Annotated in this window: 25 protein-coding genes and 1 tRNA gene; 11 read left to right on the top strand and 15 right to left on the bottom strand. The window is 33.7% G+C overall.

All coding sequences use genetic code 11. The features are described from left to right. Nucleotides 1–4: 4 nt before the first annotated feature. A tRNA-Thr gene (locus X926_RS06185) sits at nt 5–81 on the bottom strand. Nucleotides 82–345: 264 nt separating this feature from the next. On the opposite strand from X926_RS06185, the gene X926_RS06180 reads away from it, so the two are divergent. The 6 genes from X926_RS06180 (at nt 346) to X926_RS06155 (ending at nt 9,309) form a co-directional block, all read left to right on the top strand. After that, nucleotides 346–762, top strand: a complete 417-nt coding sequence (locus tag X926_RS06180; protein ID WP_012209236.1) for an OsmC family protein — start codon at nt 346–348, stop codon at nt 760–762. Nucleotides 763–794: 32 nt separating this feature from the next. After that, nucleotides 795–1,604, top strand: coding sequence for an Mrp/NBP35 family ATP-binding protein (locus tag X926_RS06175; RefSeq protein WP_012209234.1), 810 nt, complete (start codon nt 795–797; stop codon nt 1,602–1,604). A gap of 62 nt (nt 1,605–1,666) precedes the next feature. After that, nucleotides 1,667–3,658, top strand: a complete 1,992-nt coding sequence (locus X926_RS06170) for an alpha-amylase family glycosyl hydrolase (RefSeq protein ID WP_103065426.1) — start codon at nt 1,667–1,669, stop codon at nt 3,656–3,658. A gap of 15 nt (nt 3,659–3,673) precedes the next feature. Next, entirely contained in the window at nt 3,674–5,968 is a 2,295-nt protein-coding gene (priA, locus tag X926_RS06165; RefSeq protein ID WP_012209232.1) for a primosomal protein N', read from the top strand. 84 nt (nt 5,969–6,052) lie between these two features. Then, entirely contained in the window at nt 6,053–6,652 is a 600-nt protein-coding gene (hpf, locus tag X926_RS06160) for a ribosome hibernation-promoting factor, HPF/YfiA family (RefSeq protein WP_103065425.1), read from the top strand. 140 nt (nt 6,653–6,792) lie between these two features. Continuing rightward, a complete protein-coding gene (locus X926_RS06155) occupies nt 6,793–9,309 on the top strand; it encodes an alpha-amylase family glycosyl hydrolase (protein ID WP_103065424.1) in 2,517 nt (838 codons plus the stop codon). 59 nt (nt 9,310–9,368) lie between these two features. Here the strand turns inward: X926_RS06155 and X926_RS06150 are convergent, their stop codons facing one another. Next, on the bottom strand, nt 9,369–9,611 hold the full coding sequence (locus X926_RS06150) for a glutaredoxin domain-containing protein (RefSeq protein WP_012209229.1): 243 nt from the start codon (nt 9,609–9,611) through the stop codon (nt 9,369–9,371). A 286-nt stretch (nt 9,612–9,897) separates the two neighbouring features. Between X926_RS06150 and X926_RS06145 the strand changes: the two genes are divergently transcribed. Continuing rightward, complete coding sequence (locus X926_RS06145; protein WP_233186698.1) at nt 9,898–10,758, top strand: alpha/beta hydrolase; 861 nt, start codon at nt 9,898–9,900, stop codon at nt 10,756–10,758. Here the strand turns inward: X926_RS06145 and X926_RS06140 are convergent. Next, nucleotides 10,747–11,277, bottom strand: coding sequence for a hypothetical protein (locus X926_RS06140; protein WP_103065422.1), 531 nt, complete (start codon nt 11,275–11,277; stop codon nt 10,747–10,749). The two genes, X926_RS06145 and X926_RS06140, sit on opposite strands and share 12 nt — an antisense overlap. On the opposite strand from X926_RS06140, the gene X926_RS06135 reads away from it, so the two are divergent. Beyond that, a complete protein-coding gene (locus X926_RS06135) occupies nt 11,264–11,710 on the top strand; it encodes a DUF123 domain-containing protein (protein WP_081429278.1) in 447 nt (148 codons plus the stop codon). The genes X926_RS06140 and X926_RS06135 overlap by 14 nt on opposite strands. On the opposite strand, the gene X926_RS06130 is transcribed toward X926_RS06135, so the two are convergent. From X926_RS06130 to X926_RS06110, 5 genes are all read right to left on the bottom strand, one after another. Beyond that, nucleotides 11,700–12,941 carry a hypothetical protein gene (locus X926_RS06130; protein ID WP_103065421.1) on the bottom strand — a complete coding sequence of 414 codons (1,242 nt, stop codon included), beginning with the start codon at nt 12,939–12,941 and terminating at the stop codon, nt 11,700–11,702. The two genes, X926_RS06135 and X926_RS06130, sit on opposite strands and share 11 nt — an antisense overlap. A 149-nt stretch (nt 12,942–13,090) precedes the next feature. Further along, nucleotides 13,091–14,800, bottom strand: a complete 1,710-nt coding sequence (locus tag X926_RS06125; protein WP_103065420.1) for a penicillin-binding transpeptidase domain-containing protein — start codon at nt 14,798–14,800, stop codon at nt 13,091–13,093. Further along, complete coding sequence (locus X926_RS06120) at nt 14,781–15,194, bottom strand: hypothetical protein (protein ID WP_103065419.1); 414 nt, start codon at nt 15,192–15,194, stop codon at nt 14,781–14,783. Before X926_RS06120 ends, X926_RS06125 begins: the two co-directional genes overlap by 20 nt. 19 nt (nt 15,195–15,213) lie before the next feature. Beyond that, on the bottom strand, nt 15,214–15,891 hold the full coding sequence (locus tag X926_RS06115; protein WP_103065418.1) for a hypothetical protein: 678 nt from the start codon (nt 15,889–15,891) through the stop codon (nt 15,214–15,216). Between the two features lies 1 nt (nt 15,892). Further along, nucleotides 15,893–16,912 (bottom strand): rod shape-determining protein, encoded by a 1,020-nt coding sequence (locus X926_RS06110; protein ID WP_103065417.1) that lies wholly within the window; start codon nt 16,910–16,912, stop codon nt 15,893–15,895. A gap of 199 nt (nt 16,913–17,111) precedes the next feature. Here X926_RS06110 and X926_RS06105 point away from each other — a divergent pair, with 199 nt between their 5' ends. The 3 genes from X926_RS06105 to speE are packed head-to-tail and all read left to right on the top strand — an operon-like array spanning nt 17,112 to nt 18,927. Continuing rightward, a complete protein-coding gene (locus X926_RS06105; protein WP_103065416.1) occupies nt 17,112–17,648 on the top strand; it encodes a helix-turn-helix domain-containing protein in 537 nt (178 codons plus the stop codon). A 14-nt stretch (nt 17,649–17,662) separates the two neighbouring features. Further along, on the top strand, nt 17,663–18,061 hold the full coding sequence (gene speD, locus X926_RS06100; RefSeq protein ID WP_012209220.1) for an adenosylmethionine decarboxylase: 399 nt from the start codon (nt 17,663–17,665) through the stop codon (nt 18,059–18,061). After that, entirely contained in the window at nt 18,061–18,927 is an 867-nt protein-coding gene (gene speE, locus X926_RS06095; RefSeq protein WP_103065415.1) for a polyamine aminopropyltransferase, read from the top strand. The genes speD and speE overlap by 1 nt, the downstream gene beginning before the upstream one ends. A gap of 47 nt (nt 18,928–18,974) precedes the next feature. Here speE and X926_RS06090 read toward each other — a convergent pair whose 3' ends face one another. From X926_RS06090 to X926_RS06060, 7 genes are read right to left on the bottom strand one after another with little or no spacing between them, the layout of a single operon-like run. Further along, on the bottom strand, nt 18,975–19,991 hold the full coding sequence (locus X926_RS06090) for a spore photoproduct lyase family protein (RefSeq protein ID WP_103065414.1): 1,017 nt from the start codon (nt 19,989–19,991) through the stop codon (nt 18,975–18,977). Next, nucleotides 19,960–20,796 carry a hypothetical protein gene (locus tag X926_RS06085; protein ID WP_103065413.1) on the bottom strand — a complete coding sequence of 279 codons (837 nt, stop codon included), beginning with the start codon at nt 20,794–20,796 and terminating at the stop codon, nt 19,960–19,962. Before X926_RS06085 ends, X926_RS06090 begins: the two co-directional genes overlap by 32 nt. Nucleotides 20,797–20,805: 9 nt before the next feature. Then, nucleotides 20,806–22,209: a DNA polymerase III subunit gamma/tau gene (dnaX, locus tag X926_RS06080; RefSeq protein ID WP_103065412.1), complete on the bottom strand. Its 1,404-nt coding sequence runs from the start codon at nt 22,207–22,209 to the stop codon at nt 20,806–20,808. After that, nucleotides 22,206–22,823 carry a YigZ family protein gene (locus X926_RS06075; RefSeq protein WP_012209215.1) on the bottom strand — a complete coding sequence of 206 codons (618 nt, stop codon included), beginning with the start codon at nt 22,821–22,823 and terminating at the stop codon, nt 22,206–22,208. Before X926_RS06075 ends, dnaX begins: the two co-directional genes overlap by 4 nt. Then, nucleotides 22,813–23,619 carry an S-adenosyl-l-methionine hydroxide adenosyltransferase family protein gene (locus tag X926_RS06070; RefSeq protein WP_012209214.1) on the bottom strand — a complete coding sequence of 269 codons (807 nt, stop codon included), beginning with the start codon at nt 23,617–23,619 and terminating at the stop codon, nt 22,813–22,815. Before X926_RS06070 ends, X926_RS06075 begins: the two co-directional genes overlap by 11 nt. Before the next feature lie 26 nt (nt 23,620–23,645). Continuing rightward, nucleotides 23,646–24,821, bottom strand: a complete 1,176-nt coding sequence (locus tag X926_RS06065; protein WP_103065410.1) for an ABC transporter permease — start codon at nt 24,819–24,821, stop codon at nt 23,646–23,648. A gap of 3 nt (nt 24,822–24,824) precedes the next feature. After that, on the bottom strand, nt 24,825–25,529 hold the full coding sequence (locus X926_RS06060) for a hypothetical protein (protein WP_103065409.1): 705 nt from the start codon (nt 25,527–25,529) through the stop codon (nt 24,825–24,827). Between the last annotated feature and the right edge of the window lie 3 nt (nt 25,530–25,532).

The raw sequence follows: 25,532 nt of genomic DNA, 5'->3' as shown, positions 1-25,532 counted from the left end.
TTGCTGGAGCAGGTGATGGGGCTCGAACCCATGACCTCCGCCTTACCAAGGCGGCGCTCTACCGACTGAAGCTACACCTGCATTGTCAAGATAAATTATACTATATTTATATTCTTTCGTCAAGTCAATATGCTTTACTATCAAATTAGCTAAAATAAATAGGTAGCTGAAAAAATCTAAAAATTTTAAGACATTACATCTCAAAATTAAAACCTATAGAAACTTAATTTCAACTTATTAATCACTTTTTCATGATATAATTTGATACAAGAAAGATTTAAATTTAGTATTTAGGTGGGCAGCGGGGCGAAGGAGAGTTATAAAACTATAATGGAGGTTTTAACGATGACAGAATTTTTATTGCAAAACACACACGGTAGTCACTTTTACATGAAAACACCTTCTGGTCATGATATTCATGTAGACGCAGATCCAGAGAACCTTGGTTATGACTCGGCTGCAAGGCCCATGGAGTACTTAATCGCTGGTTTAGGCGGATGTACGGGAATAGATGTAGTAACGATTTTGGACAAAATGAAAGTAAAGTACGATGCCTTGAACTTGAGAATATTAGCAGAAAGAAGTGAGGAGCATCCCAAAAAATACACGAAGATTCATATAATTTACGAATTCAAGGGAAAAGATCTACCCATGGATAGATTACAAAGAGCTGCTCAACTTTCACAAGAGAAATATTGTGGAGCAACCGCCACATTTAGAGGTTCCACAGAGATGACCTATGAAGTAAAGATTATTGAGTAAATATAAGAACAATAATCGATAGGAGGAGTAAAATGGCTGACCTAAAGGAAAGGAAAGATAAGGCTTCTAAAAAACTCGAAAATATTGATAACGTTATTATGGTTATGAGCGGTAAAGGAGGAGTTGGAAAAACCACTGTTGCGGTGAATTTAGCGGTTGCTCTGGCTCTAGAGGGTCGAAAAGTAGGGCTTTTGGATATTGATTTACATGGTCCTGATGTAGTAAGAATGTTGGGGGGGAGAGAAGCCAAAGTTTCTGCTGTTGGAGGAGAAATACTACCCCCTGAAGTACACGGAATAAAAGTTATTTCTATTTCCCAATTTTTAGATAGCGACAATGAGGCTATTATCTGGAGAGGTCCTTTAAAAACAGGTGCTATAATGCAATTTATTGGTGATGTTGCTTGGGGTAAATTAGACTATCTAATTATCGATGCACCTCCAGGTACGGGAGATGAACCTTTAACAGTTTTCCAAAACGTGGAAAAGATAAAGGGTTCTTTGATCGTTACTTCACCTTCTGTCGTTTCGCAAGACGACGTAGAAAGAGCTATTAATTTTGTGAAAAAAATGGATAAGCAAATTATCGGTATAGTTGAAAATATGTCTTATTTTATCTGCCCAAATTGTAAAACTAAACACTACATTTTTGGTGAAAACGGCGGAAAATCTTTAGCAGAAAAATACAATTTAGAATTACTTGCACAAATTCCTTTGGATTCAACCGTCAGAGAAAACATGGATGCAGGTAAACCCGTTGCTTATTTCGGAACTCCAGAAGTAACAAATGTCTACGTTAACTTGGCAAAAAGGGTAATAGAAAAAGTAGAAACAATTAGTTAATAAGGTATAGGATTACTATCTGAAGTCAGAAAACTTTTTTCATTGATAGGGGGGTTACTTTCATGAAGAAAGCATTATTCGTTGTCATGATACTTACTTTTGCTGTTGTTTCTTTTTCTGTTAGCACTACGTTTTTATACTCGAAAGAAGCAACTTCTGTTTATTTAGTTGCCAGTTTTAACAACTTTGAGCCTATTGCCATGGAAAAAAGCTTCACCGGACTGTGGCGTTACAATGTTGATTTAGAACCTGGTGAATACCTGTATAAATTCATCGTAGATGGAAAAAGAACGATAGATTTTTCAAACGAGGATATAGAAACCTATAACGGTGAAATCTTCAATGTACGCACCGTTCAGGAATCATTTGTTTTTCCAAAAGTTGGCGATGGCTCAGTTAAAAAGGTTTATTTCGATAACGAAAGAAGATATATAAATCCGGTTCAAAAGGGCGAAATATATCTTTCAATAGAATTCGAAAAAAATGATGTTGAAGACGTTGAACTACAAGCCAACGCATCCTCCATACAAAAATCTGTAATAGAATCAAGCAACACCATCATTTATAGGTTCCACGTATTTACCGAAGCTGAAGTTTTAAAGTATAGATTTTTGATCCACGATAGCGAAGAAATAATATACGGTTTCAACGGAACAGAAGAGTTTTTTGAATTCGACTTTAATCATCCTATAATTTCATATTTTGATATACCAGAATGGTCGAAAGGAAGGATCTATTATCAAATATTTCCTGATAGATTCAGAAATGGTGATACTTCCAATGATCCACAAGGAACCTACAGTTGGAACGGTCCACATAATAGAAATTCTCTTTCTTTTGGTTTTTATGGTGGAGATCTGCAAGGGGTCATTGACTCAATTGATCATTTAGATTACATTGGTGTGGAAGCCATCTACTTCAACCCCATTTTTGAAGCTCAGACTCCCCATAAATACGATACAACAAATTATTTAAAAATTGATGATTCTTTTGGAGACGAAGAAGTCTTTTCTAATATGCTAGAGGCGTTACATGAGTCAGATATCAAAGTAATCTTAGATGGCGTATTTAATCATACAGGAACAGAATTCTTCGCGATGAAAGAAAACTTTCTCAAACAAGAAAAATCCGATTATTTGGATTGGTATTATATTAAGTCATTTCCTATCAAAAAATCTACAGAAAGTTACGAAGGTTGGCATGGATACGCTGATCTCCCTCAATTAAACAACGAAAATCCCGAGGTAAGGGCATACATAAATCAGGTAATTGGTAAATGGATGAGTTTTGGTATAGATGGATGGAGAATGGACGCGGTTGATCAACTCCCTGAAACTTATTGGTCAGCTCTTTACGAAAACATTAAAAACATAAACCAAGAAGCCCTAGTTGTCGGAGAATTTTGGAGAGATGCCACTTCTTATTTTGAAGATCCAAGTTTCGACTCTGTAATGAATTACATCTTCAGAGATGCGGCTATCGCATATGCCAAAGGTGGAAGGGCTATTAACTTTGTTAATACCACTAACGCATATATAGACAAATATCCACCACAAGTGTTGCATGGGTTATGGAACCTTTTGGGTTCACACGATACTGAAAGAATTCTAACTGCTCTCGGTGAAGATACACAACGAATGAAATTAGCTGTCGTACTTCAAATGACGTTTATAGGGTCACCTCTAATATATTATGGTGATGAGATAGGCATGACGGGGACCACAGATCCATTTTGCAGAGTTCCATTTTACTGGGATGATAGTAAGTGGAATATGGAAATTTTAGACTTGTACTCTCAGTTGGCGGAATTAAGAAAAGAAAGTGATGCCTTGAGAAAAGGTGATTATACAGTACTGTATGCAGATGAAAGTGTTCTAATTTATGAAAGACGCTATCAATCAGAGAATGTCATAATTGCACTAAATTCTAAAGATTCACAAATTGAAATTGAGTACGATTTGAACGGAAGTTACAGAGATATCTTAACTGGAGAAAGCTTTAATACCATAGAAAAAATGCCAGGTAAAAGTTTTCTTGTACTTGTTAGCGAGTGAAATTGGAGGATTTAGATGTATTATTATGAAGTAATCCCCATAGGACAAATGGTTTTTAATGGGTTTACCTATAAAAGCGATAAAAAATTAGAGATAGGTCAAAGAGTTATCATTGATTTAAGAGGTAAGTTCCTTCCTGGTTTAGTTTACAAAGAGTCTGAAACTACAGAATTCGACAAAATAAAAGAAATCGCATTTCCATTGGATAATAAGAGTTTTTTAAATGAAAAGCACATCAAACTTATGGAAAAGGTAAGCTCAAAATTTATGGCTCCTATTGGGGAGGTTGCAAGATTGTTTTTTCCTCCTCTTTCTTCGGATATTTATAAACTGAGAATTACACCAAAAAGTTCTTTTTCTCCTATTCAAAAGCCTATTTTTTACAAGCAATTTTTAAAATCTTTTGATAATGCTTCAAAAGCCAACAAGCAGTTAAGAGAATATTTAGATTCAAATTTAATTGAGATAGAACTATACAGAAAAGAAATTACAAAGAAAATAGATAAGTTTGTTAGCCTAAAAATGGACTTAAAAGAGATGTGGAAGTTCAATGTGTCAAAATCTGCCAGAGAGGTAATAAATTATCTATCCATAAACGGTGAAACCTTAGAAAGCGATCTGTACTCACAAGGTATTTTGAAAAAAGGTTCCACCGTTTTGAACACTTTATGGAAAAAAGGTATAATTGAATTATCTGAAGGTTTCCCAATTTACGAAGAAAATACAGAAATTTCTTTAAATGATGAACAGAGGCAAGCAGTTGAAGCAATAAAAGCAAATTCTGATAAACCACATTTATTGTATGGGGTTACGGGGAGCGGTAAAACAGAAGTATTTTTTGAAGTTGCAAGGCCTATCTTGGAAAATGGCGGGAAAGTCCTTCTTTTAGTGCCAGAAATCTCTTTAACCTCGGAGCTAATGATCAGGTTAAAAAAACGATTTGCTAACTACAATGCAGCGTTTTACCATTCCGGACTTACAAGTAGCGAAAGAGTACAAACTTGGTACAAAGCCGTGAATGGTGAATTGGACTTAGTCATAGGAACAAGAAGCGCCATTTTCATACCCATGAAAGATTTAAAAATGATTATAATCGATGAAGAACATGATCAATCTTACTATCAGATAGAAAACGTTAGTTACGATGCGATAGATACGGCTTGTTTTAGAAAAGATTTAGAAGACATTCAACTGATACTTTCATCAGCAACACCACGGGTGATTGATCTGTACAAGGCAAAAGCGAACTTTTTTTATCTTGAAAAAATACATACAAGGTACTTTACCGAAATGCCTGAAGTCCAAATAGTTGATATGAAAAAAGATGAAAAATATAACTGGATATTCAGCAAAAAGGTAGTAGAAAATATAGAAATTTCTTTGAAAAAAAACAAAAAAGTAATTGTTTTCACGCCAACAAGAGGATATGCCAATTATGTAATTTGCAGCGACTGCGGATATATATTCAAATGTGATGAGTGTGATGTTTCATTAACCTTTCATAAAAATGAAAGAAAATTAAGATGCCATTACTGTGGAAAGGAAAGTGAATTACCAAATTTTTGTCCAAAGTGTGGAGGCTTTAAACTTCAAACAAGAGGTTTCGGTACGGAACGGGTTATGGCTGAATTGGCTAAATTGTTCCCTTCACAACCTCTAGTAAGGGTTGATAGGACGGTTATAAAAACATTCAAAGATTTACGAAACACTTTTAATTTCATGAAAGAACCAGGGAAAAAGATCGTTGTTGGAACTAAGATGATCACTAAAGGTTTGGATATTCAAGATTTAGATTTAGTAGTCATTCTTGACGCTGACAGATATTTCAACTTTCCTGACTACAACGCTCAAGAAAGCACAGCCTCTTTGCTGATGCAGGTTGCAGGAAGATCTGGCAGGAAAGAGAAAGGCAAAGTTATCATTCAGAGTTTTCAACCAGAGAATCATATTTATAAATCTTTAATTGATCATAATTTTGACCTAATTGCAGAGAATGATCTTGAACAAAGGAAAATATACGGATATCCTCCGTTCGTCACATTATTTATGATTTTAGTGAACAACCCTTCCGCTGACAAAGCAAAGGCTAAAGCAAATGAAATCGTCGAAGAGTTGAGTAAAATTGAAAATCAAGTTGATATTGAAATATTGGGACCCGTTGTGCCAATCATTTCCAAATTAAGAGGGAATTACAGGTATCAAATCATTATAAAAAGTAAACAGAAAAATCATGACTTTTTATACTCAACGCTTAAAAAACATTTTAGAGACATCAAAATTTATGTTAATCCCCCCACTACGTTAGTATAAATATTACTCTGAAAACAATATTCATATTTAATGCAAAAATATAGATATAAGTATAGCAACTATTCAAATCTGGAGGTGATTTAGATGGAGTATAAAGTTTATACAAAGGAAGTAGAACTTACCGAAGCTTTAGAGAATTATATCGAAAAAAGAATGAGTAAACCAGACCATTTGCTCAAAAAACATCCTGATATTGTCTCTCCTTCTGATGTCAGAATAACAAAAGAGAGGGGCATATACAAAGTTGAAATAACTACCCACATTAATCCTTTAAGTAAAATCATAAAAGTAGAAGAAAGAAGTAACGATCTTTATGAAGCTATTGATGAGGTAACAGACTCTTTGGAAAGAAAAATCAGAAAACTAAAGAATCGTTTACAAGAACAAAGTAGAACAGATAAAAAGGCACGTATGGAAATAGAACAAAATCTTCAAAATCCTGACATTAAAAATCTTGATTTAGCTGAAGAAAATGAATCAGAAATTGAAGAAAAACCTGATGCTCCAAAGATTGTGAGAACAAAAAATTTTGATCTAACTCTTATGAGCGTTGAAGAAGCAATGTTACAAATGCAACTTTTAGGCCATTCATTTTTCGTTTTCAGAAATCCAGAAAATGATGCCATAAGCGTTCTTTATGAAAGAAAAGATGGAGACTTAGGCCTCATAGAATTCAATGAATAATCGTTAAGCACTTAAAGGGATGCACAATGCATCCCTTTTTGTTATGCGTATTACTTGGATTTGCACGTCGCTCAAATTTATGTTATAATTTTTTAGTAAAACGTTTCCATTATTACAAAAGTTAAAAGGAGGATGGAGAAATGAAAAGATACTTAGGTTTAGTAACATTGTTTCTTTTTTTAGCTTCCTTTGTTTTTTCTGGAACACCTTCTCCAAATTGGGAAGATCAGATCATCTATTTTGTTATGATAGACAGGTTTGCAAATGGAGATACTTCCAACGATGTACTAACAGATTCAGGAATAGAAAGTGGAATAGTAAACTCAAAGTACAATGGTGGAGACATCCAGGGTTTGATCGACCAGTTAGATTATATAAAAGAATTAGGGGCAACTGCAATCTGGGTTACACCGCCTGTCGCTAACCAATGGTGGGATGGAAGTGTGAATTATGGAGGTTATCACGGTTACTGGGCAAGAGATTTTAAAAAGGTAGAAGAACATTTTGGAGATGTAGAACTTTACAAAAAATTTGTAGAAGAAGCTCACAAAAGAGGTATGTATGTAATTCAAGATATCGTAGCGAATCATACGGGTAATTTTTTGATTTACAAAAACGGACGATATTTTTTAAACAATCAAAGTGTTCCAACAAACAAACCCGACCAGTATCCTTTCAATATGAATGATTATAACGATCCAGAACAAAGAAAATTGAATGTTTATCATTGGCCCTCTGAAATTAAAAATCCAAACCAATATAATACCGAATTTTCTCAGTTAGATGATTTGAACACTGAGAATCCTTTAGTGATTGAAGCTTTGAAAGATTCTTACACTTTTTGGATAGAAGAAGCGGATATAGATGGTTTTAGGATAGATACCGCTATATATGTTCCAAATGAATTTTGGGAAGAATTTTTAAATGGAGAAAATGGAATATATGAAATAGCGCAAAAAGTTGAAAAAAATGATTTCTTAACTTATGGTGAGGCATGGATAACACCTCAACCGTTCACGAACGTAGCGGAGAAATCTTTAAATGAATATATGGAAATTGGATTTAATTCAATGTTAGATTTTCCTCTTCAAACGGATATCAAGCGTGTGTTTAAAGAAGGAAAACCAACATCTTACTTGGAGTATCGATTAAATCAAAGAGAAACTATGTACAAAGATCCTTCAAGAATGATAACCTTTATTGATAATCACGATATGGATAGATTCCTAAAAGGTTCTGATATAAACAGTCTCAAGCAGGCCTTAACTTTTATATTCACTATTCCAGGAATACCAACTATATATTACGGTACCGAACAAAACTTTGTTGAAACACGGGCAGCAATGTTTGAACAGGGATTTGCTTCTGGAGGAGTTGACCACTTTGATACAACAACACCTACCTTTCAGTACATCAAAGAATTAACTGAATTAAGGAAAAATATACCAACCTTCAGATATGGAAAAGTAGAAGTTCTCTTCGCAGATGAATTAGGTCCAGGACCTTTCATTTATAAAGTAAAAGATGAATCAAAATCTTATATTATTTTGATGAATACATCTTCCAATAAAAAACATGCTACAGATGTTGATTTAGGGATTGATGAAGGTACCATTCTTAAACCCATTTTAGTAAACAATATGATTAACAAAGAAATCGTATACTCTTCGCCTTTGAATATCTTGTTAAACGCTAAGGCAATCGGTATATTCGAGGTAACGAATGAAATTAACCCTGTCAAGGAAGAAGAAGTATCTGTAGAAATTACAAATTTAGAAGAAGGTCAAACCTTCTCTGAAAACTTCGTATTAAAAGGAACAGCATCAAACGCAAAATCTATTCAGGTAATCGTTGATCGTGAGGAAAAGGAATATGCTAAAATCAATCTCACACAAAAACAAAATGAACCTTGGGAAATCCCAATAAACATCTCGGATTTCACACCTGGGCAACACAACATATTCGTTAAAGCCTACGGAAGAACTCCATTAATAGTTGATTATTCAGAAAGTTATAATATTAATTTCGAAATTCCAATGGTGACTCTTAAAATAGTTGAAGACTCTCTGGGAGACGATAAAGGACCTAATGGAACTTATTCTTACCCAAAAGACCCAACTTTCAACAAACAGATGGATATTAAAGAGGTTGAATTGATACAAATTGGAACTATGCTTAGGATGGTTGTAACTATGGAGAATGTGACTGATATCTGGAACCCTGCAAACGGATTCGATCATGTGACATTTCAAATCTTCTTCGACGACCCTGACAAAAAAGGAGCAGTAGAATTACCATTTCAAAATGCAACTATGCCTAATAGCTTAGATTGGGATTACGAAGTTTACGCAACCGGTTGGGGTATCAGTCTTTTCAGTTCAGAGAACTCATCAGCTAATAAATATGGTGATCCAATAACTCCTGCCCCTACTACGCAGGTTAATAAACAAGAAAATAAAATAACCTTTATGATTCCACTTTCAACACTTGACACAAGCGACCTTTCAGGATGGACTATTTATATAACAACATACGATTACGATGGAATCGAAGGGGTCTTGAGACCATTATCACCAAATGGAGGACCTTGGTCGTTTGGGGGAGGTAACCCAACCGATCCGAAGATAATGGACGATGTTTTGATAAAGATTGATTGAGAAAAAAACATAGGGTCTAATTTTAAAGACCCTATGTTTTTATAATTGAAATTGTTTTTTTAGTTTATTCCCAGCATACTATCGATTTTGTTTTTATCAAAACCGATTATATACTGACTCCCTATTTGAATTACCGGAGTCCCCATTTGATGAGTCCTTCGAACTAGTTCTTCTGCTGCTTTTGGATCTCTTGAAACATCTACTTCACTAAATTTTATTCCTAGCTCTCTAAAATACGATTTGGCTTTTCTGCACCAAGGACAGTTTGGAGTTGTATAAACCTTTACTTTTACATGTTGCATGTTATCTTTCAACCTCCTATACCCTATATAGGTATTTTTTATTATAATAACAGAATTTTATAATGTTTATTTTAAGAAAAAGTAAATATAACTTTGTAAAATAGAGATGCATAAATGTCAATTACATGTATAAAATACGAGGTGATAAACAACGGACTACATATTTGAATATCCTAAACTTCCGATAAATTACAAAGTAAGAGAAGAAAACGATTATTATGTTTACACTTTCCACACTGTGTACACTGATCCCATTTACAAAGAAAACGAAACTCAGGTAATTCATATGTTTAAACCTGAACAAAAAGTTAAAGGGGATATAATCTTTCTACATGGTATTGGACCCAACAACGTTCCATATCTTGAATGGTACGGGAGGTATTTCAAAAAATTTGGCTACAGAACGAGTGTTGTGATCCTTCCTTACCATCTGAGTAGAAAACCAAACGATGTAGAAGATGGTGACCCTTATTATTCACCTGAACCAAATGAGTGCACAGTACTTTTTCATAATTCTGTAAAAGATGTTCGAAGAGCAATCGATTTACTTGAAACCTTCGATGATTTTTCGGAAAATCATTTGTACTTAATGGGGGTATCTTTTGGAGGAATCATTGGTACTATGAGTTTAGCTCTCGATAAGAGGATTAAAAAAGGTATCTTGATGATCACTGGTGGGAATTGGAGATGGATAAACTTTTACTCACCATATACGGAAAAAGTTAGGGAAAGATACGCAAAAGAAAAAAATTCATTTGGTTGCGATTCCGAAGAGTTTTGTAAAAAATTTAGAAGTGATGCGGCTAACTTTGTAAAAAATAATATCAATTCTATAGATGATATATTCCAAAAAACACCTATTACTTGTTATCATTACGACTCGCTGAGTTATGCTAAGTTCGTTAATCAACCTGTTCTTTTTATAAAAGCTCTTTTCGATAAAATCATGCCACATAAAGCCACAAATGACCTTCAAAACTTATTACCAAATAAAAAAGTCAAAGGTCTGTTGGCGGGACATAAATCAAGTTATATATTCAAAAGAATTGTGGGGCGTTGGGTGATTAATTTTATAGAAAAAGACCAGCCCCAAGAGATATCGGAGAAAAGTAATAAAAGAGAAGAAGTTTTAGAATCAAACCGTTAGATCCAAAGTTAATCCTAAAATAAACTCCAAATCTAAAGAAGAGCTGTTACTTTTATAAATTTCTAAAGATTGAAGGATGCTGATTAACTTTTTAATTTTTTCTGGATCCGTTTCTGTTCTTAATTCATTCGTTATTTTTTGAATTTCTTTTTCGATCTTTTGCTTTATATCTTTTGTTTCCTTGGTGTTTTTCTCTGTATTTTGCAGTTCATAAACGGGATCTTGTGGTGAACTTTTGTCTATTTCTTTTTTGTACAAAATAACAGCTTTAGATTTTCCTCCAACGGCAGCTAAAAATCCTCCCCTTCTTTTAAGATTAAGGTCGATGTCTGTATATATAACAATTCCACCTTTTTTCAGAGCCTGAGATTTAAATTGGTTTATATTCCCCAACTCATGGGCTGCCACCCTAAGTATACTCAAAGAAGCAGGGGAACTGTTAGCCAATCCAAGCTCGCCCGGGTCTAACTTGTAGCCCAAGTATGGGTTAAAATGCTCTGGCTTGATGGAGTCAATCATAAAAATCACCTTTCTCTTGGGAGGGATAAAGACGAATAAAGGATCTTACATTTTACTGATTGATATAAAAAAAGACTTTACAGTAAACTTACATCACAAAGAGATAAAGATCAACAAAGGATTGTACGCCTATATAGGTTCTGCTATGAAAAACCTTTACCAAAGAGTTGGCAGACATATGACTTTCAAGGAGAAGGCATATCAAAAACACTGGCATATAGACGGCATTTTAGAAAACAATGAAAACAAAATAATATTTGTCGCGATGCTCCCTTCAGATAAACGCCTTGAAGAAGATATCTCAAAGGAATTCGCCGAGAGATTTCAATTTATTAAAGGGTTTGGTGCCAGTGACTTAACTGTAAAATCAAATCTTTACCTCGTAGATAATATCGACTATTTTTTTGAAATTATTAAGAGTTTTATTCTTTAAGTACAGTTTTAATTGTCATCCTTATTTTTACCTCATCTATTATATCGAAGACAATATCAATTTTACCTTTTTCTGAGTTGTTTTTTAAATTTTGATAATTTCCTTCTACTTGCATTTCTTCTATTTCGATATTGGGTTCAAACATACTCAAGTTAACGATTTGTCGATCATAGCTGAAATTCTTGACTGTGATCAAAAAGTCTACTATTCGGGAGTTTGCCGATTTAACTTCAACATCCGACAATTTTTCTATCTTATATTGTACATCCCAACTCTCCCCTAAGTTTATCTTGAGCGTGTCTCCAACGGGAGTATCATTAATGTACGCTAACTTTATCGGAAAACTTTCATTATCGAATTCTTCGTGTATCCAGACTTCTCCCGAAGGTAACTCTATCCCTAAACCATTGTATTTTGTGTTTTCTACGTGTCTTATTATCTGGGTTTTTGTATAATTTGTTATATTGGTGTACAAAGAAAAATTAATTACGTTTCTGTCTTGGTATGATAATATATCGTTTTGAGATATCCTAACATTCATTAAAGTATTTTGAAAATTGACTTTTCCCAAATTCATTGTATAAGTTTGACTTAGAATTGCCTCTTTTGCAACCATTCCAAAATCATCTTCATTAACCATACGTGTGCTACTCAATAACTTTGTACTCTCTATGTAATCACGAGAAGACAAGTTAAGATATTCATTAACTAAGTATAGGTTGGTTTGCCCAACAGGAACGCCGTTGAATTGAACGTTTTTGTTGAAAGTTCCATCACTTTTCATTTCATAGATAACTTCCCACGAACCTTCTCCTCTTAAAGCAATTACAGCACTTTTAGGGTTTTTCAATAGAATTTGAGTAGTGGGTTGGATCTTATCTTTATTCTTTTCATCAGTAACGCACCAATGATTTAATTGAGGGTTATAAAATAGAATTTCATTTGTTCCAATGATCTTGTAAACATTTTCATCTATGGCTTCAATAGATTTTTGAGTGTAATCTTCCAATGAAGCTATCTTAAAAGGAAAGTGTTGATACACCTTTTTAAGTTCCCAAGAATCCACTCCACTGATCCAAAGTACATCAAAACCATCAGGAACAAGGAAGGAGGTTTCGTTAGAAACGTTATAGAACAGTTGAACGTCTTTAAAGATGAAGGTATAATTCTCAGACAAAGCCGTCATACTTAAAAAAACGATGAGCATCAAAAATATAAACATTTTCTTCATTAACATCATCTCCTTTTGAATTTTTGAAAGGACCTGGGGTCCTAGTCATGTATGGGAGAGCTCAGCCCTGTAATCCTTTTTTAAAAGCAGAATTTTCTTTATAACAGTATCTATATCTATAGCGCCCTTCCCCCGCTCCCCACCCTTTTTTATTGAATATGATATTTTTCAAGTAGATCATCGAGTATCTCTCTCGCAATAGGTGCTGCACCGGTGGACCCCATCCCTCCATTTTCTATTACAACCACAATCGAGTACTGTGGATCATTTGCTGGTAAAAATCCAGCGAACCATGAGTGAGCAGGTTTTCCACCTCCTACTTCTGCGGTACCTGTCTTTCCTGCTACCGTTATTGGAAAATCCTTAAAAGACTGATAAGCAGTACCTTCTTCACCAGATGGTCCACTGAAAGAGGTCACTTCTACCATACCCTGATAGATGTATTTTAGATATTCTTCGTTCATTTCGTATGAATCTCTCAGTAAAGGCACGTTTTTATTTATAATGTTTCCAAAAATATCTTCTTCCCTTTTAAATAAGCTGAATTGATAATATTCTCCTTCTGTAGCAAGAATATTATATATTCTTAGAATTTGAAGTGGAGTCATAGTGATGTATCCTTGACCTATATACGTTAATAATGTTTCTCCTGGATACCATATAGTATCAAATTTCTCATACTTCCATTCAGGGTCTGGAAAAATCCCATTTTTTTCATTTGGTATTTCTATACCTGTCTTAGAAGTAATATCAAATCTATCCGCGACATTTTCCAAATAGTCTATTCCCAACTTTTCACCAAGCCAATAATAATAAGAGTTAACCGATGCCCTCAAGGATTTCACCAAATCGGTTTCACCATGTCCTAAAGTATACCAATCGTAATAAGATGCGATAACGTTACCTTGAGAGTTCTTTAAATCGTATCTTCCAGTCGAATTTATGGTTGCTTGGGGAGAGATTCCCCCTTCAAGGGCAGCATATGCAACAAACGGTTTTATAATAGACCCTGGAGGATACAATGCGGATGTAGCTCTATTTAACAATGGCATATTATTGTCATTCAAAATTCTTTGAAACTCTAAATTACTCATTCCTTGGGCAAACAAATTCGGATCAACCGAAGGATGACTAACAAAGACCAATATTTCTCCAGTTTTTGGTTCGGAGATTATCACCGAGCCATTGTAGTTATTTTCTTTTAAATAATTGTAGGCTTTGATCTGTAAATCTAAGTCCAAAGTTAAATAAATATTATTCCCGTCAATAGAATGGGCTTGAGCAATTATAGGTGAAACTGATTCATTTGTAGCAATATTGACCATTTTGTACCCAGGCTGCCCCTGTAATTCTTCATCAAACACCAATTCTAATCCTGATCTTGGAGTACCTTCATTGTCCACATAACCCAAGACATGGTACAAAGATTCGTGGGCATACTTTCTTATATATCTTTCTTCAACTTGTAGATTTTTGTCAATGCTTCCTATCTTTTGAGCTGTTACAGAATTTATTTCTAAATTCACTCTTTTTTGAAAATTTAATTTATCTATTATAGTATACGGATTATCCACTACATCTTTCAGAACTTGATACAATTCAGCTTCTGTACCTTCACTCAACGTTCCTCCTAAATTTGTTAAGTTATATATCCTTTGGTTCCATGCTAACAAATTTCCATTTCTATCGTATATATTTCCTCTTTTAGGAGAATCTTTTACAATTCTTGTTGATAACTCTTGAACTTCCATTGAATATTTATCCCAGTTTAAAATCTGTAATTGAAATGATCTCGCAAAAAGTAAAGCAATACCCAAAAAAAATAAAGAAAACAGTATTTTAGCTCTTTTTTCTTTCATTGAAAACCAGCCTCATGTTCATAAAATATAATACAAAGACGATAATCATATCCCATAAAAAAGGATAAAGAGAAGAAGTAATGACACTCATATACAGCGACAAAACACCCACGTATATCAATGCTTTAATTAAAGTCATTTCCAATTGATGTAAGAAAAAGTTGATGAGAAGAAAGATGGCAAAAAAAATTATTGCAAGAAATCCCAATTCAAACCTAGAATTGAAATAGAAAATAGTATATATCAATACGAGGAAAAGAAGTCTAGTATCATCTTCTTCAAAGTTTGCCACATATAACGCAATTATAGGAAAAACAAAAAAAAGTATTTCTCCAAGCCATCTATCAAACGAAGCGGTAATGAGGGCTAATAAAAAGTAAATTAGATACATCATATATTCTCACTTCTTTACTTTAGTAAGGAAAAAAGTAAACTAAAAAATCATCGATCATCACAGGGTTGAAAAGATAAAGATCTCCATATTTAGAAACAATTTCACCTGATAAAAATATACCTTCTTTTTCTCCGCTTTTTACATAATCGGGAAGATCCATGTTTAGGTGTTCGTCCATTATTACATTATAATTATCAGGTATTTCCACCAACAAATTACCTTTATCTTCTTTTATCAACACATCTACGACACCTATTTTTCCAAAAAAATCTTGGTTTCCCCAACCCAATTTTCTAACCACTACTCTATCTGAAAATGTATTTTCAACAAAGCCTAAAAGATTTCCATCTGTAGAAACGGCTAAATAACCTTTTTCTAAATTTCCTTCATTACTCGTCAAAACGTTAAAAGAGCGCTCTGTTTCACTCAAAATTATACCTCGCGGGATCGTTAAATCTACATTTTCGATCTCTTTACTTTCAATTAAATAAATAGGTTGTTTTTTAATTTCATCTAAGATATTAGAAATTTTTTCAGCACTTGCATTTCTTTCTGAAATCTTGAAATGAAGCGTTGAAAAAAGCATATCAACCGGGTAGGTTAGAGGTTTTAAAATACCTCCCAAGCTTTCAAAAGTATTAAATAAAATCGAAATAAAGATCAAAATTACTAAAAATAAAATCCCAAAATATCTCATATTAAGCTTTTTGAGATATACTTTTTATAAGGTTTATCTTATCAATAACCATCCCTGCCCCTCTTGCCACACAAGTTATTGGATCATCCGCTATTACAACTCTTATCAAAGTTTCCCTTTCTAATAGCTCTTTTATCCCCTTTATCAAAGCCCCTCCACCAGCCAAAAATATACCTCTATTTACTATATCATACAAAAGTTCAGGTGGAGTTTCTTCGATAGCCAATTTAATATTTTCAACTATCTTGTTAACCGGTATCCGCATCGCATTTCTTATCTCTGAGCCTGTGATCGTAACACTTTTTGGAAGGCCGGTTAGCACGTCTAAGCCTATCACTTCCATGCTTAAATCATTGTACTGAGGACTATCAAAAACATTTCCAATTTCAATTTTTATCCTCTCAGCAGTTTTTTCTCCTATTACCATATTGTATTTTGATTTTATGTGATTGATAATTTCCTGGTCGATTAAATCTCCCGCTACCCTTATAGATTTGGATAATACAATATTTCCAAGTGAAATTACAGCTATTTCTGTGGTACCTCCACCAATGTCTACGATCATATTTCCCGAGGGTTCTTCTACATCCAATCCAGCTCCAATAGCAGTTGCCATGGCTTCTTCAATCAAAAAAGCCTTACTGGATCCAGCATCCAAGGCTGCTTCTCTCAAAGCATTTCTTTCCACCTGGGTTGCATCTGTAGGTATTCCAACAACTACCATTGGTTTAAAAAAGCTAAAACCATTCAATGCAGTATTTATAAAGTACTTAAGCATCGTCATAGCCACATTGTAATCTGCTATTACCCCCTCTTTAAGAGGCCTGATGGCGATTATATTAGCAGGCGTTTTCCCAATCATTTTTTTAGCTTCTTTTCCTACTTTTAGCAATTCTGAAGTATCTTTGTTGATAGCTATGACAGAGGGTTCGTTTAGAATTATCCCTTTACCTTTCATATAAACTAAAGTGTTTGCTGTTCCTAAATCTATACCTAGATAAGGCCTCAAATACGATCGCATTGCTTAAAAGTCCTCCTTAAAAGTATATTATGCTCCCCACCCCACTAGTTATTAGTATAACACAAACAACTCAAAATTGATGTTGTAGAAACATAAATGTAAATTGTTGTAATTGACAAATATAAAATAAAAATTTATAATATTAACCGACTTGTTTAATTAACTGTGCATTTTTGATAGTTTATTGGAGGAACCTTGAATGCAAATAGGTGAAAAGATAAAAAGCCTTCGAATAATGAGAAACATGACCCAAGAGGAGCTCGCGACGAGATCTGATTTAACTAGAGGTTTTATTTCCCAAGTTGAACGGGATTTAGCTTCTCCTACCGTTGAAAATTTGGAAATGATTCTAAGAGCCTTAGGAACTGATCTGAAAGACTTTTTTTCAAATCTTGAAAATAAGGAAAAGATTGTTTTCACAAAAGAAGATAGAATACCTATATATGATACACCAGCAGGGGTTAAAGCAGAACTTCTTTTAACAACGTCAGAACCAAAAAATATAGAACCTTCTTTGGTAGTTTTGGAACCAGGTTGTTCAACGGATATTGAGAAACCTCATGAAGGTGTGGAATTGGGATATGTGATCGAAGGAGAGATAGAGTTATACCTAAACAAAGAAGTTTATTTGGTACGCAAAGAGGAAACTTTTTTTTATTCAGCAAATAAGAAGCATTTCATAAAAAATAAAAGTAGTACAAATTCAGCAACTCTAATATGGATAGAAATATTTTAAAGGAGGATTGAGAGATGGCTAAATCCCTAGGAAGGCATTTGATAGCCGAATTATACGACTGTGATGAAGAGATACTAAACGATGTTGAACAAATAGAATACTTAATGAAAAAGGCAGCCATTGAATCAGGGGCAACAATAGTTACTTCAACATTTCATAGATTCTTACCTCATGGGGTAAGTGGAGCAATAATTGTTTCTGAATCTCATTTGGCAATTCATACTTGGCCTGAATACAATTATGCTTCTTTAGATATATATACTTGTGGAGATTCTGTAGATCCATGGAAAGCTTTCTATTATCTAAAAGATGCTTTAAATTCAAAAAGACAGGAGAGTCAAGAATTCAAACGAGGAGTTTTTTCTTCAATAGGAATTCCTGAAAATTCCGCTCATAAAATAGAGGTGAGTTGATGGCTGAAAATAATTTTAACTTTCCACATACTATTTTTACCGAGTACGATAAAGTACATAATGTAGGAGTTTTCACAGAAGTAACTAATCACATTTATACCGAACAAACTGAATATCAAAGAATAGATATATATGAAACTCCAACATTTGGAAAGTTATTCTCATTAGATGGGTTCATCATGACGAGAGATTCAGATGAATTTGTTTATCATGAAATGATCTCACACGTTCCTTTGTTCATACATCCTGATCCCAAAAAGGTTTTGGTAATCGGTGGAGGCGATGGAGGAACTGTCAGAGAAGTATTGAAACATGATTCTGTAGAGAAAGTGATCCTTTGCGAATTGGATAAAAAGGTTGTAGAAGCTGCTTTAACGTATTTACCCAACATTTCTTATGAGTTAAAAAATCCAAAAGTAGAAATAGTCTATGAGGATGGAAGTAAATTTGTTTCTCAATTTAAAGATGAGTTCGACGCTATATTGATTGATTCCACTGATCCCACAGAAGGTGAAGGTGGACTACTTTTCACCGAAGAGTTTTATCATAAATGTTTTGAAGCCTTGAAGGAAAACGGAGTTTTCTCTGCACAAACAGAGGAGCCTTTTTTAAGAAAAGAATGGATGATAAGGGCGTATAAAAGAATCAGCAATACCTTCAATGTAGCTCGATTGTACATGGGTTATGTACCTCAATATATGCCAGGTACATGGACATGGACGTTTGCTTCAAAAAATTTGGATCCAATAAAAGATTTTGATCCTGAAAAGGTTAGGGAGTTTAATAAAGAACTTAAATATTACGATGAAGAAGTTCACGTTGCATCTTTTTCTCTACCTGTTTTTGTAAAAAAATTAATCAATTGATTCATTAAATAATGGCGGACATTGGTCCGTCTTTTTTTCTAAAACAATCAAACTATGTATATGTTTCTTTTATCATATATTTTTTCCAACTCTGAAGAGACGAATTCAATCATTTTACTTTTTAATTCCTCAGGGTAAGTGGATACACCATTTGCGGTTTGATAAGGGAAAAATGCAATCGGAGATTTAAAAAACTTCTTAAATCTTTTTAAGTAGTCAGACGGCATTCTGAATACTCCCAGTGTAATCGCATTAATCTTCTTTAAGTTAATGTTCTGTGATATCAGGTTAATGAACGCCTTATATTTCTCTCCCCAATCTTCTCCTATATAAAGTATAGGATCCAACGCTAAATTGACTTTCCAACCTTTTTGTAGTAACTGAGATATAGCCATTAGCCTTCTTTCTAAAGAGGGGGTGTTTTTTTCATATTTTGCTATTACTTCTTGGGGGGATATACTCCATGTAATGATCAAATTTTCTAATGGAGAGTAGTTCAAAAATTTTTTATAATTGGTTGTTTTAGTCCTAATTTCTATAGTTATCAAAGGGTTTGCCTTAGCAAACTCTATCCATTCTTTTAAAAATGGGTAGATCCCTTCAAAAAGAAGGATATCTGAATCATACGATATGCTTAGATAAAGCTTCCCTTCTTCACTTAACAATCTGCTTAATTCATGAAAGTAATCTGAGAGATTAACAAAGAATAAAATGTGGGAAGAGAAGTTCATACCTTTCAAATAACAGTAATCGCAATCGAACAGACAATTAACTATGAAATTTGTGTAGTAGAAATTTTGTTGTTCAAAGTCATGGCACAAAGGAGACCCTTTATAGATAAAATCACCCTTGTTAACTGCTAGAATCAAAGACGGTGAGAGTTTTTGTAGAAAAGGGTTTTGGTTCTTTCTAGAGAATATTTCATTGTAGTTATCTATATATACTATCTTACTTTTGTTTAGCTTGTTAGTAATTTCATTTGTTAGGGAGTAATTTAAAGATTCTTTTTCAATGTAGATATGTGAGAAGGTTTCACTTGTATAGTTTTGATTTGAGATCTTCAAAAGTCGCATCCCTTCCTTTTTGGCTTTTTGGAATGTAGTTAAAATATTCTTCTAAGAATAAAGGGCTTACTTTCTTATTAGATTTGAAATAGGCATATGCATTTTCAAGTTGTTTGGTCTGTGAGAACGTTAGCTTCAAACCTTTAGATACCTTCTCTATGATTTCTTCGTCTTGTTGTTGAAGAATAGGTTGAAATAACTTTAGTAGAGAACTCACCAATTTTGTGAAAGAAAAAATTTCTTCTAATTTATCGTAAATCAACTCATCTATATACTTTTTAGTCAATCTTTCTAATGGTTGATTTTTACTTACTTTATCGGAGACTATTTTTACTACATATATCTGATGAACAGACAAAAATTTTGAAGCAATCTCAAAAAAAGCCGATGATTCCATATCGACTAAATCTTCTTCAAATTCATAATTGCTGTTGAGAATATCTATACTTTGAATGGAACCTTCTTTTAGGTTGTGTTCGACTAAGATATCCGTATAGTACTTCCTTTTTCTTTCATAATCTACTACTTTATTAACTAAAATTAGATCTCCAACTTCAAATTTGTTATTTAAACTACCACATATTCCTATGTTTATTGCATAATCATTATGGGGATAACCTTTTAAGGTATCTTTCAATAGATAAGATGTAGCTCCGGCTACGTTGATTTTTCCTACGCCTGATACTACAAGGTTGACTTCGTCGTCGTGATAACTCTCAAAAGGTCTATCTGTTGTTTTTTTTAAATTTAAATATTTTATTATCGCTCGTGCTTCAACACCCATTGCAGAGATTATATTAAGCATGTAATTCCCTCAGAACAGTTTCTTTTCTCTCAAATTGGCTTTTTCTTTTTGTTGGGTCAGACTTTCCACCTCGCCACCTTCGAGAGAAAAAGTGATTTCGTATGATCCATCGATCAGCAAAAATATATTCACCTTTAATTCATCTACATACTTTTTTAGGATTTCATATTCTAACTTTTGGTTTGACGAGAATTTGAAATGTATTTTATTGTTTTCAATTTCCGGATTCGAAAATAGCAAAGCGAGGTATATAGCCATGTTGGACTTCTTCTCGTGTGGATCGCTGAAGTAATCAAGAATCTTCTTCATAATTGGATGTTGAGTTTCTTTGGGAACGGATTCTGTGGCTACTTGTTTTCTTTTTGGAGTTGTTTCTTTATCATAAGATATAGTTGAGGAAGTAGTTGAATTTTTATGCATGAAATCTAAGATCTCCACATCGAAAATCAACCTTTTATTTTCACTGTATTTTAAATCTTTAAGTATATCGTTGAATGTCCCCATTAAGTGAATTAAGTTACTTCTTTTCTCGTTAATTAGTGAATCAAAAATATATTCTATGGATTGCTCCAAAAGAATTTCTGGATCTTTCCCTAAATTGAAAAGATCTTCAGATTGCGCCAAAAATTCATCGATTTTTGAATTGTAGACATTTTCTATGAATTGAACAATAAAATTTTCATCGAACAAACCTAGTATATCGAGGGTGTCTTGGTGAGTGATCTTCTTCTCTCCAAATTTTTCTACTTGTTCCAACATCGATATGGCATCTCTCATCCCACCTTTTGCCCTTTTAGCAATGATTTCTAGGGCGTCTAACTCATATTCTATTCCTTCAGAGCTTGCTATATTTTTCAATCCTTCTACTATTTCATTCTGACCTAAATTTTTGAAGTTTATAATTTGAGCCCTAGAAATGATGGTATCAGGGACTTTTTCCAAATTTGTGGTTGCTAAAATAAAAATAACATGTGAAGGTGGTTCTTCTAACGTTTTTAATAGCGCGTTGAATGCTTCTCTTGTCAACATATGAAATTCATCGATTATATATACTTTGTATTTCCCATAGACTGGCCTGTAATTGGAGGAGTCCCTGATGTTTCTAATTTCGTCTATTCCTCTATTCGAAGCCGCATCCATTTCAATTACATCCAAAAAACTGTTATTGTTTATAGAAACACAGTTCTCGCATTTGTTGCAAGGATTGTACCCTTGAGGATCCTTACAATTTAATACCTTGGCAAGTATTCTGGCGGTAGTGGTTTTCCCGGTGCCCCGCGGACCCGAAAAAATATAAGCATGAGAAACTTCTTGCTTGTTCAAAGCGTTTTTAAAGTATTTTACTACATGAGGTTGTCCTAAAATTTCATCAAAATCTTTTGGTCTGTATTTTCTATATAAATTATTGTTCACAAAGTTCCCTCCGAATTGCCGACAAGATTTAATTTGTACACCTTGTTTTTTATTAGTGATAACACATCTTCTTTGTTATCCTCTAATACCTCAAATATGAAATAAACTTCGTCTGAAAAGTTTTGCTTTATTATTTTGAAGTTATTCTGTTTTTGCATGAGGTTTTGTATGAAGGAAAAATTACTGTAGTCACATTTTGCCTCGTAAATAAATACCTTTTCATAGGTAACCACTTTAGAAGCTTTAACAACATCTTCAGCTGTTTTAGAATAGGCATCTATTAAACCTCGAATCCCTAATTTCACTCCTCCAAAATACCTCGTAACAACAATGGTCACGTTCAAGAGACCAAATTTTTCAATTACACCGTATATAGGTTTGCCAGCGGTGCCTGATGGTTCATTGTTATCGGAATAATTAGCGATTTCTCTTCCTCCCTCATGCACCTTATAAGCCCAACAGTTATGCGTGGCGTTATTGTACATTTGGGAAATCTGTTTTATAAATTTTTGTGCTTCATCAACCGAATTGGTCTTTGCGATATTACCAATGAATTTTGACCTTTCTACAGTGTATGTAATTTCGATCGGATCTTTTATTGATTTATAATTCAAGATATATCTTTATCTTCCCTTCAAAATCATCGGTTAGGTTAAATTTATTAGCCGCACTGGATTGATTGGCAGAAATCTCATAGAATCCTGAGCTGTCAACATGTAACAATAATTCGCCCTTTTTAACTTCAGAGTAGTTCTTCACGACCCTAACAACTTCTTTTGTACCGTTTATTTCAACTGTTACCTTTTTGCTTAAATCTAAATGTTCTATATGGTTGGAAGATAAGTTAGTTTCGATATTTCCAAAATCATCTGAATATAAATAATCACATATTATTTTGTTATCTTCAATAATAGGTCTTTGCACATCTAAATTTGCTAATTTTTCAGTTTTGGGTCCAAAATGATCGATATTGATACCTTTAGAAATGTATGCAGCCACTGGTGCAAATATATCACGCCCATGAAATGTTGATGAATAATCGGTTTTATAGAAAAATCTCTTGTCGGATAGCTCAACAGATTTTTCAACTCCGAACTCTTGCATCACAAAAGTAAATAAACCATTATCTGGTCCAACAAAATAATAGTTGTACTTTGACGTTTTCAATGCGATCGGTTTCCTTGGGCTACCTACGGTTGGATCAACAACACACAAAAAGACGGTCCCTTCTTCAAAATCTTGACAGGCTCTAAAAATTATAGCTGCATACTTCTTTATATTAAAATGTCCAGCACTGTGGGTGATATCAATTATATCAGCATTTTGATTTATTCTTTTTATAACAGATTTACAAACAGAGACATAATATGAAGAAAGCCCCCAATCCGTTAAAAAGGCTATATGATTCACCGAATTAGACCTCCCTTATTCCTTCCCTATGTTTCTTGCGTAGCTTGTAACAAAAGTAATGATGCCAAACAGAAAAAAAGTCCAAAACCTAATAAAATTAGAATTTCAAAGCTTATATCACTTAAGCCATAACCTAATACCGTTATTTTTCTCCAGCCATCTAAAGAGTATTTAACGGGAAATAGGTTCGCAATCTTTTCAAGAATGCTTCCTGTAGGAATTGGAATTAAAGTACCGCCAAATACTAACATTCCTCCAATCATTGCCGTTACAAGGAAGGAAGCTGCTCGAGCAGTTTTTAAAAAAGAAGATAAAAACAAGCCAAAAGAGGTGAAAGAAAATACGGATACTAAAACAAGTAAGATCAAATTCCATGGGTTAGCTTGTGATTGAACACCAAACATTCTAAACATATACCACGAGAACATTCCTGCAACGAAACCTATTATGATGTACGATATTATTTTTGATAAAATGAATTGCCACGTTTTTAATCCATTTGATATGTATAAATCTAGTAATCCAACTTCTCTGGCTTGACCGATGGAAGAGGCTATTCCTATCATAGATAACAAAAGGATTACAACCACCGCAACGATAGGAGCAAACATATCATTAATCCCCAAATTTGTAGTGGGAGAAACAACTAAAGAACCATCAGAGGCACTTGGTATAAGCATTTTTATTTCCGGCTTGGGCCTCGTTTCGTCGATCCCTATACCTCCTTGAAGTAAGAACTCAGTTGTGGAGCCAACTTTTATTTCTGGTATCCCAGCTAGCTCATCAAAAACAGCTTTAAAACCGGTATAGACCATCATACTGTTCTGAATTTTGTGAGGGTTTGGTATAATGTACAAGACCGTCTGCTTGTGATCAATCAAATCTTGCGTAAAACCTTTTGGAATGATCAATATTGAATCATAATTTCCTTCTCTAATTATTTGGTTTAATTGGTCATCATTTTTAATTTCGATGGTGTTCTCAAAATTCAAAAATTGTTTTATCAAAATGAAACTGAAATTACCTAAAAGACTGTTATCTTCGTTATATAAGGCCAACTGGAAATCTTGTGCCATATCTGCAGGATAGAATGAAGAGCCAAAATATGCTAAAATAACGGGTATTATAATACTTAGTATTAATACTCCTCTATTTCTCAGTACTTTTTTTATCTCATACCACGACATCTTCAAAATTTTCATTGTCTATCTCCTCGCTTCTTCTAAATGTTCAGATATTTTAAGTATGATACTTGGCGATTCATAAAAAGTCAAAGATTCATCCCCCACTAAAAGATATAAACCGTAGGTGTTTATATACGGTTTATGCATAGTGCTCATATTACTTGGCCAGATGAACATATCTCTTATTTTGGGGTAGTACAACTCTTGTTTCTTTTGCAGTTTGAACATTCCGAAATCATCTATTTCATTATAATCAATGAACCTCGTGTAATTCCCACTTCTTAACTTAGTGTTGAAAGCTATACCTTTGTCTGAAAAACCAAATGCAGCAGTGGATAAATTTGTTAATTGATCGATATTTTTAATCTGCCCCATTCCAAAAAAACATACTTCAAAATCCCAATTTTCTTTAGAATGGCCTGTCTCTTTTATATAATCTTTCAAATCGTCAACTATTTTTTCATCTCTCGAGGCAACAAAAATCAAAACCGCTGCCAAAGAGATATATAAAAATATCGGTATATTTGATAGCCCAATTATATTCATAAAAAGCTGCGAGATTAATAAGAGCGCACCTTCTGTGATGAATGGTTTGGCTCCCCTCTTTTTAAGCATAAAATACGAAACAATTAAGCCTATAGAAGATAGTCCAAAAAAGTACCAACCTTTTATGAAAAATTGTATCAAGGGGATTAGTCCAAAAAAAATTGAAACTAACAGATACATATA

The sequence above is a fragment of the Petrotoga sp. HWHPT.55.6.3 genome, assembly GCF_002895495.1.
GTDB classification, from domain to species: Bacteria; Thermotogota; Thermotogae; order Petrotogales; family Petrotogaceae; genus Petrotoga; species Petrotoga mobilis.
The sequence above is the reverse complement of the archived record's forward strand: the minus strand, read 5'-3'. Positions and strand labels throughout refer to the sequence as shown.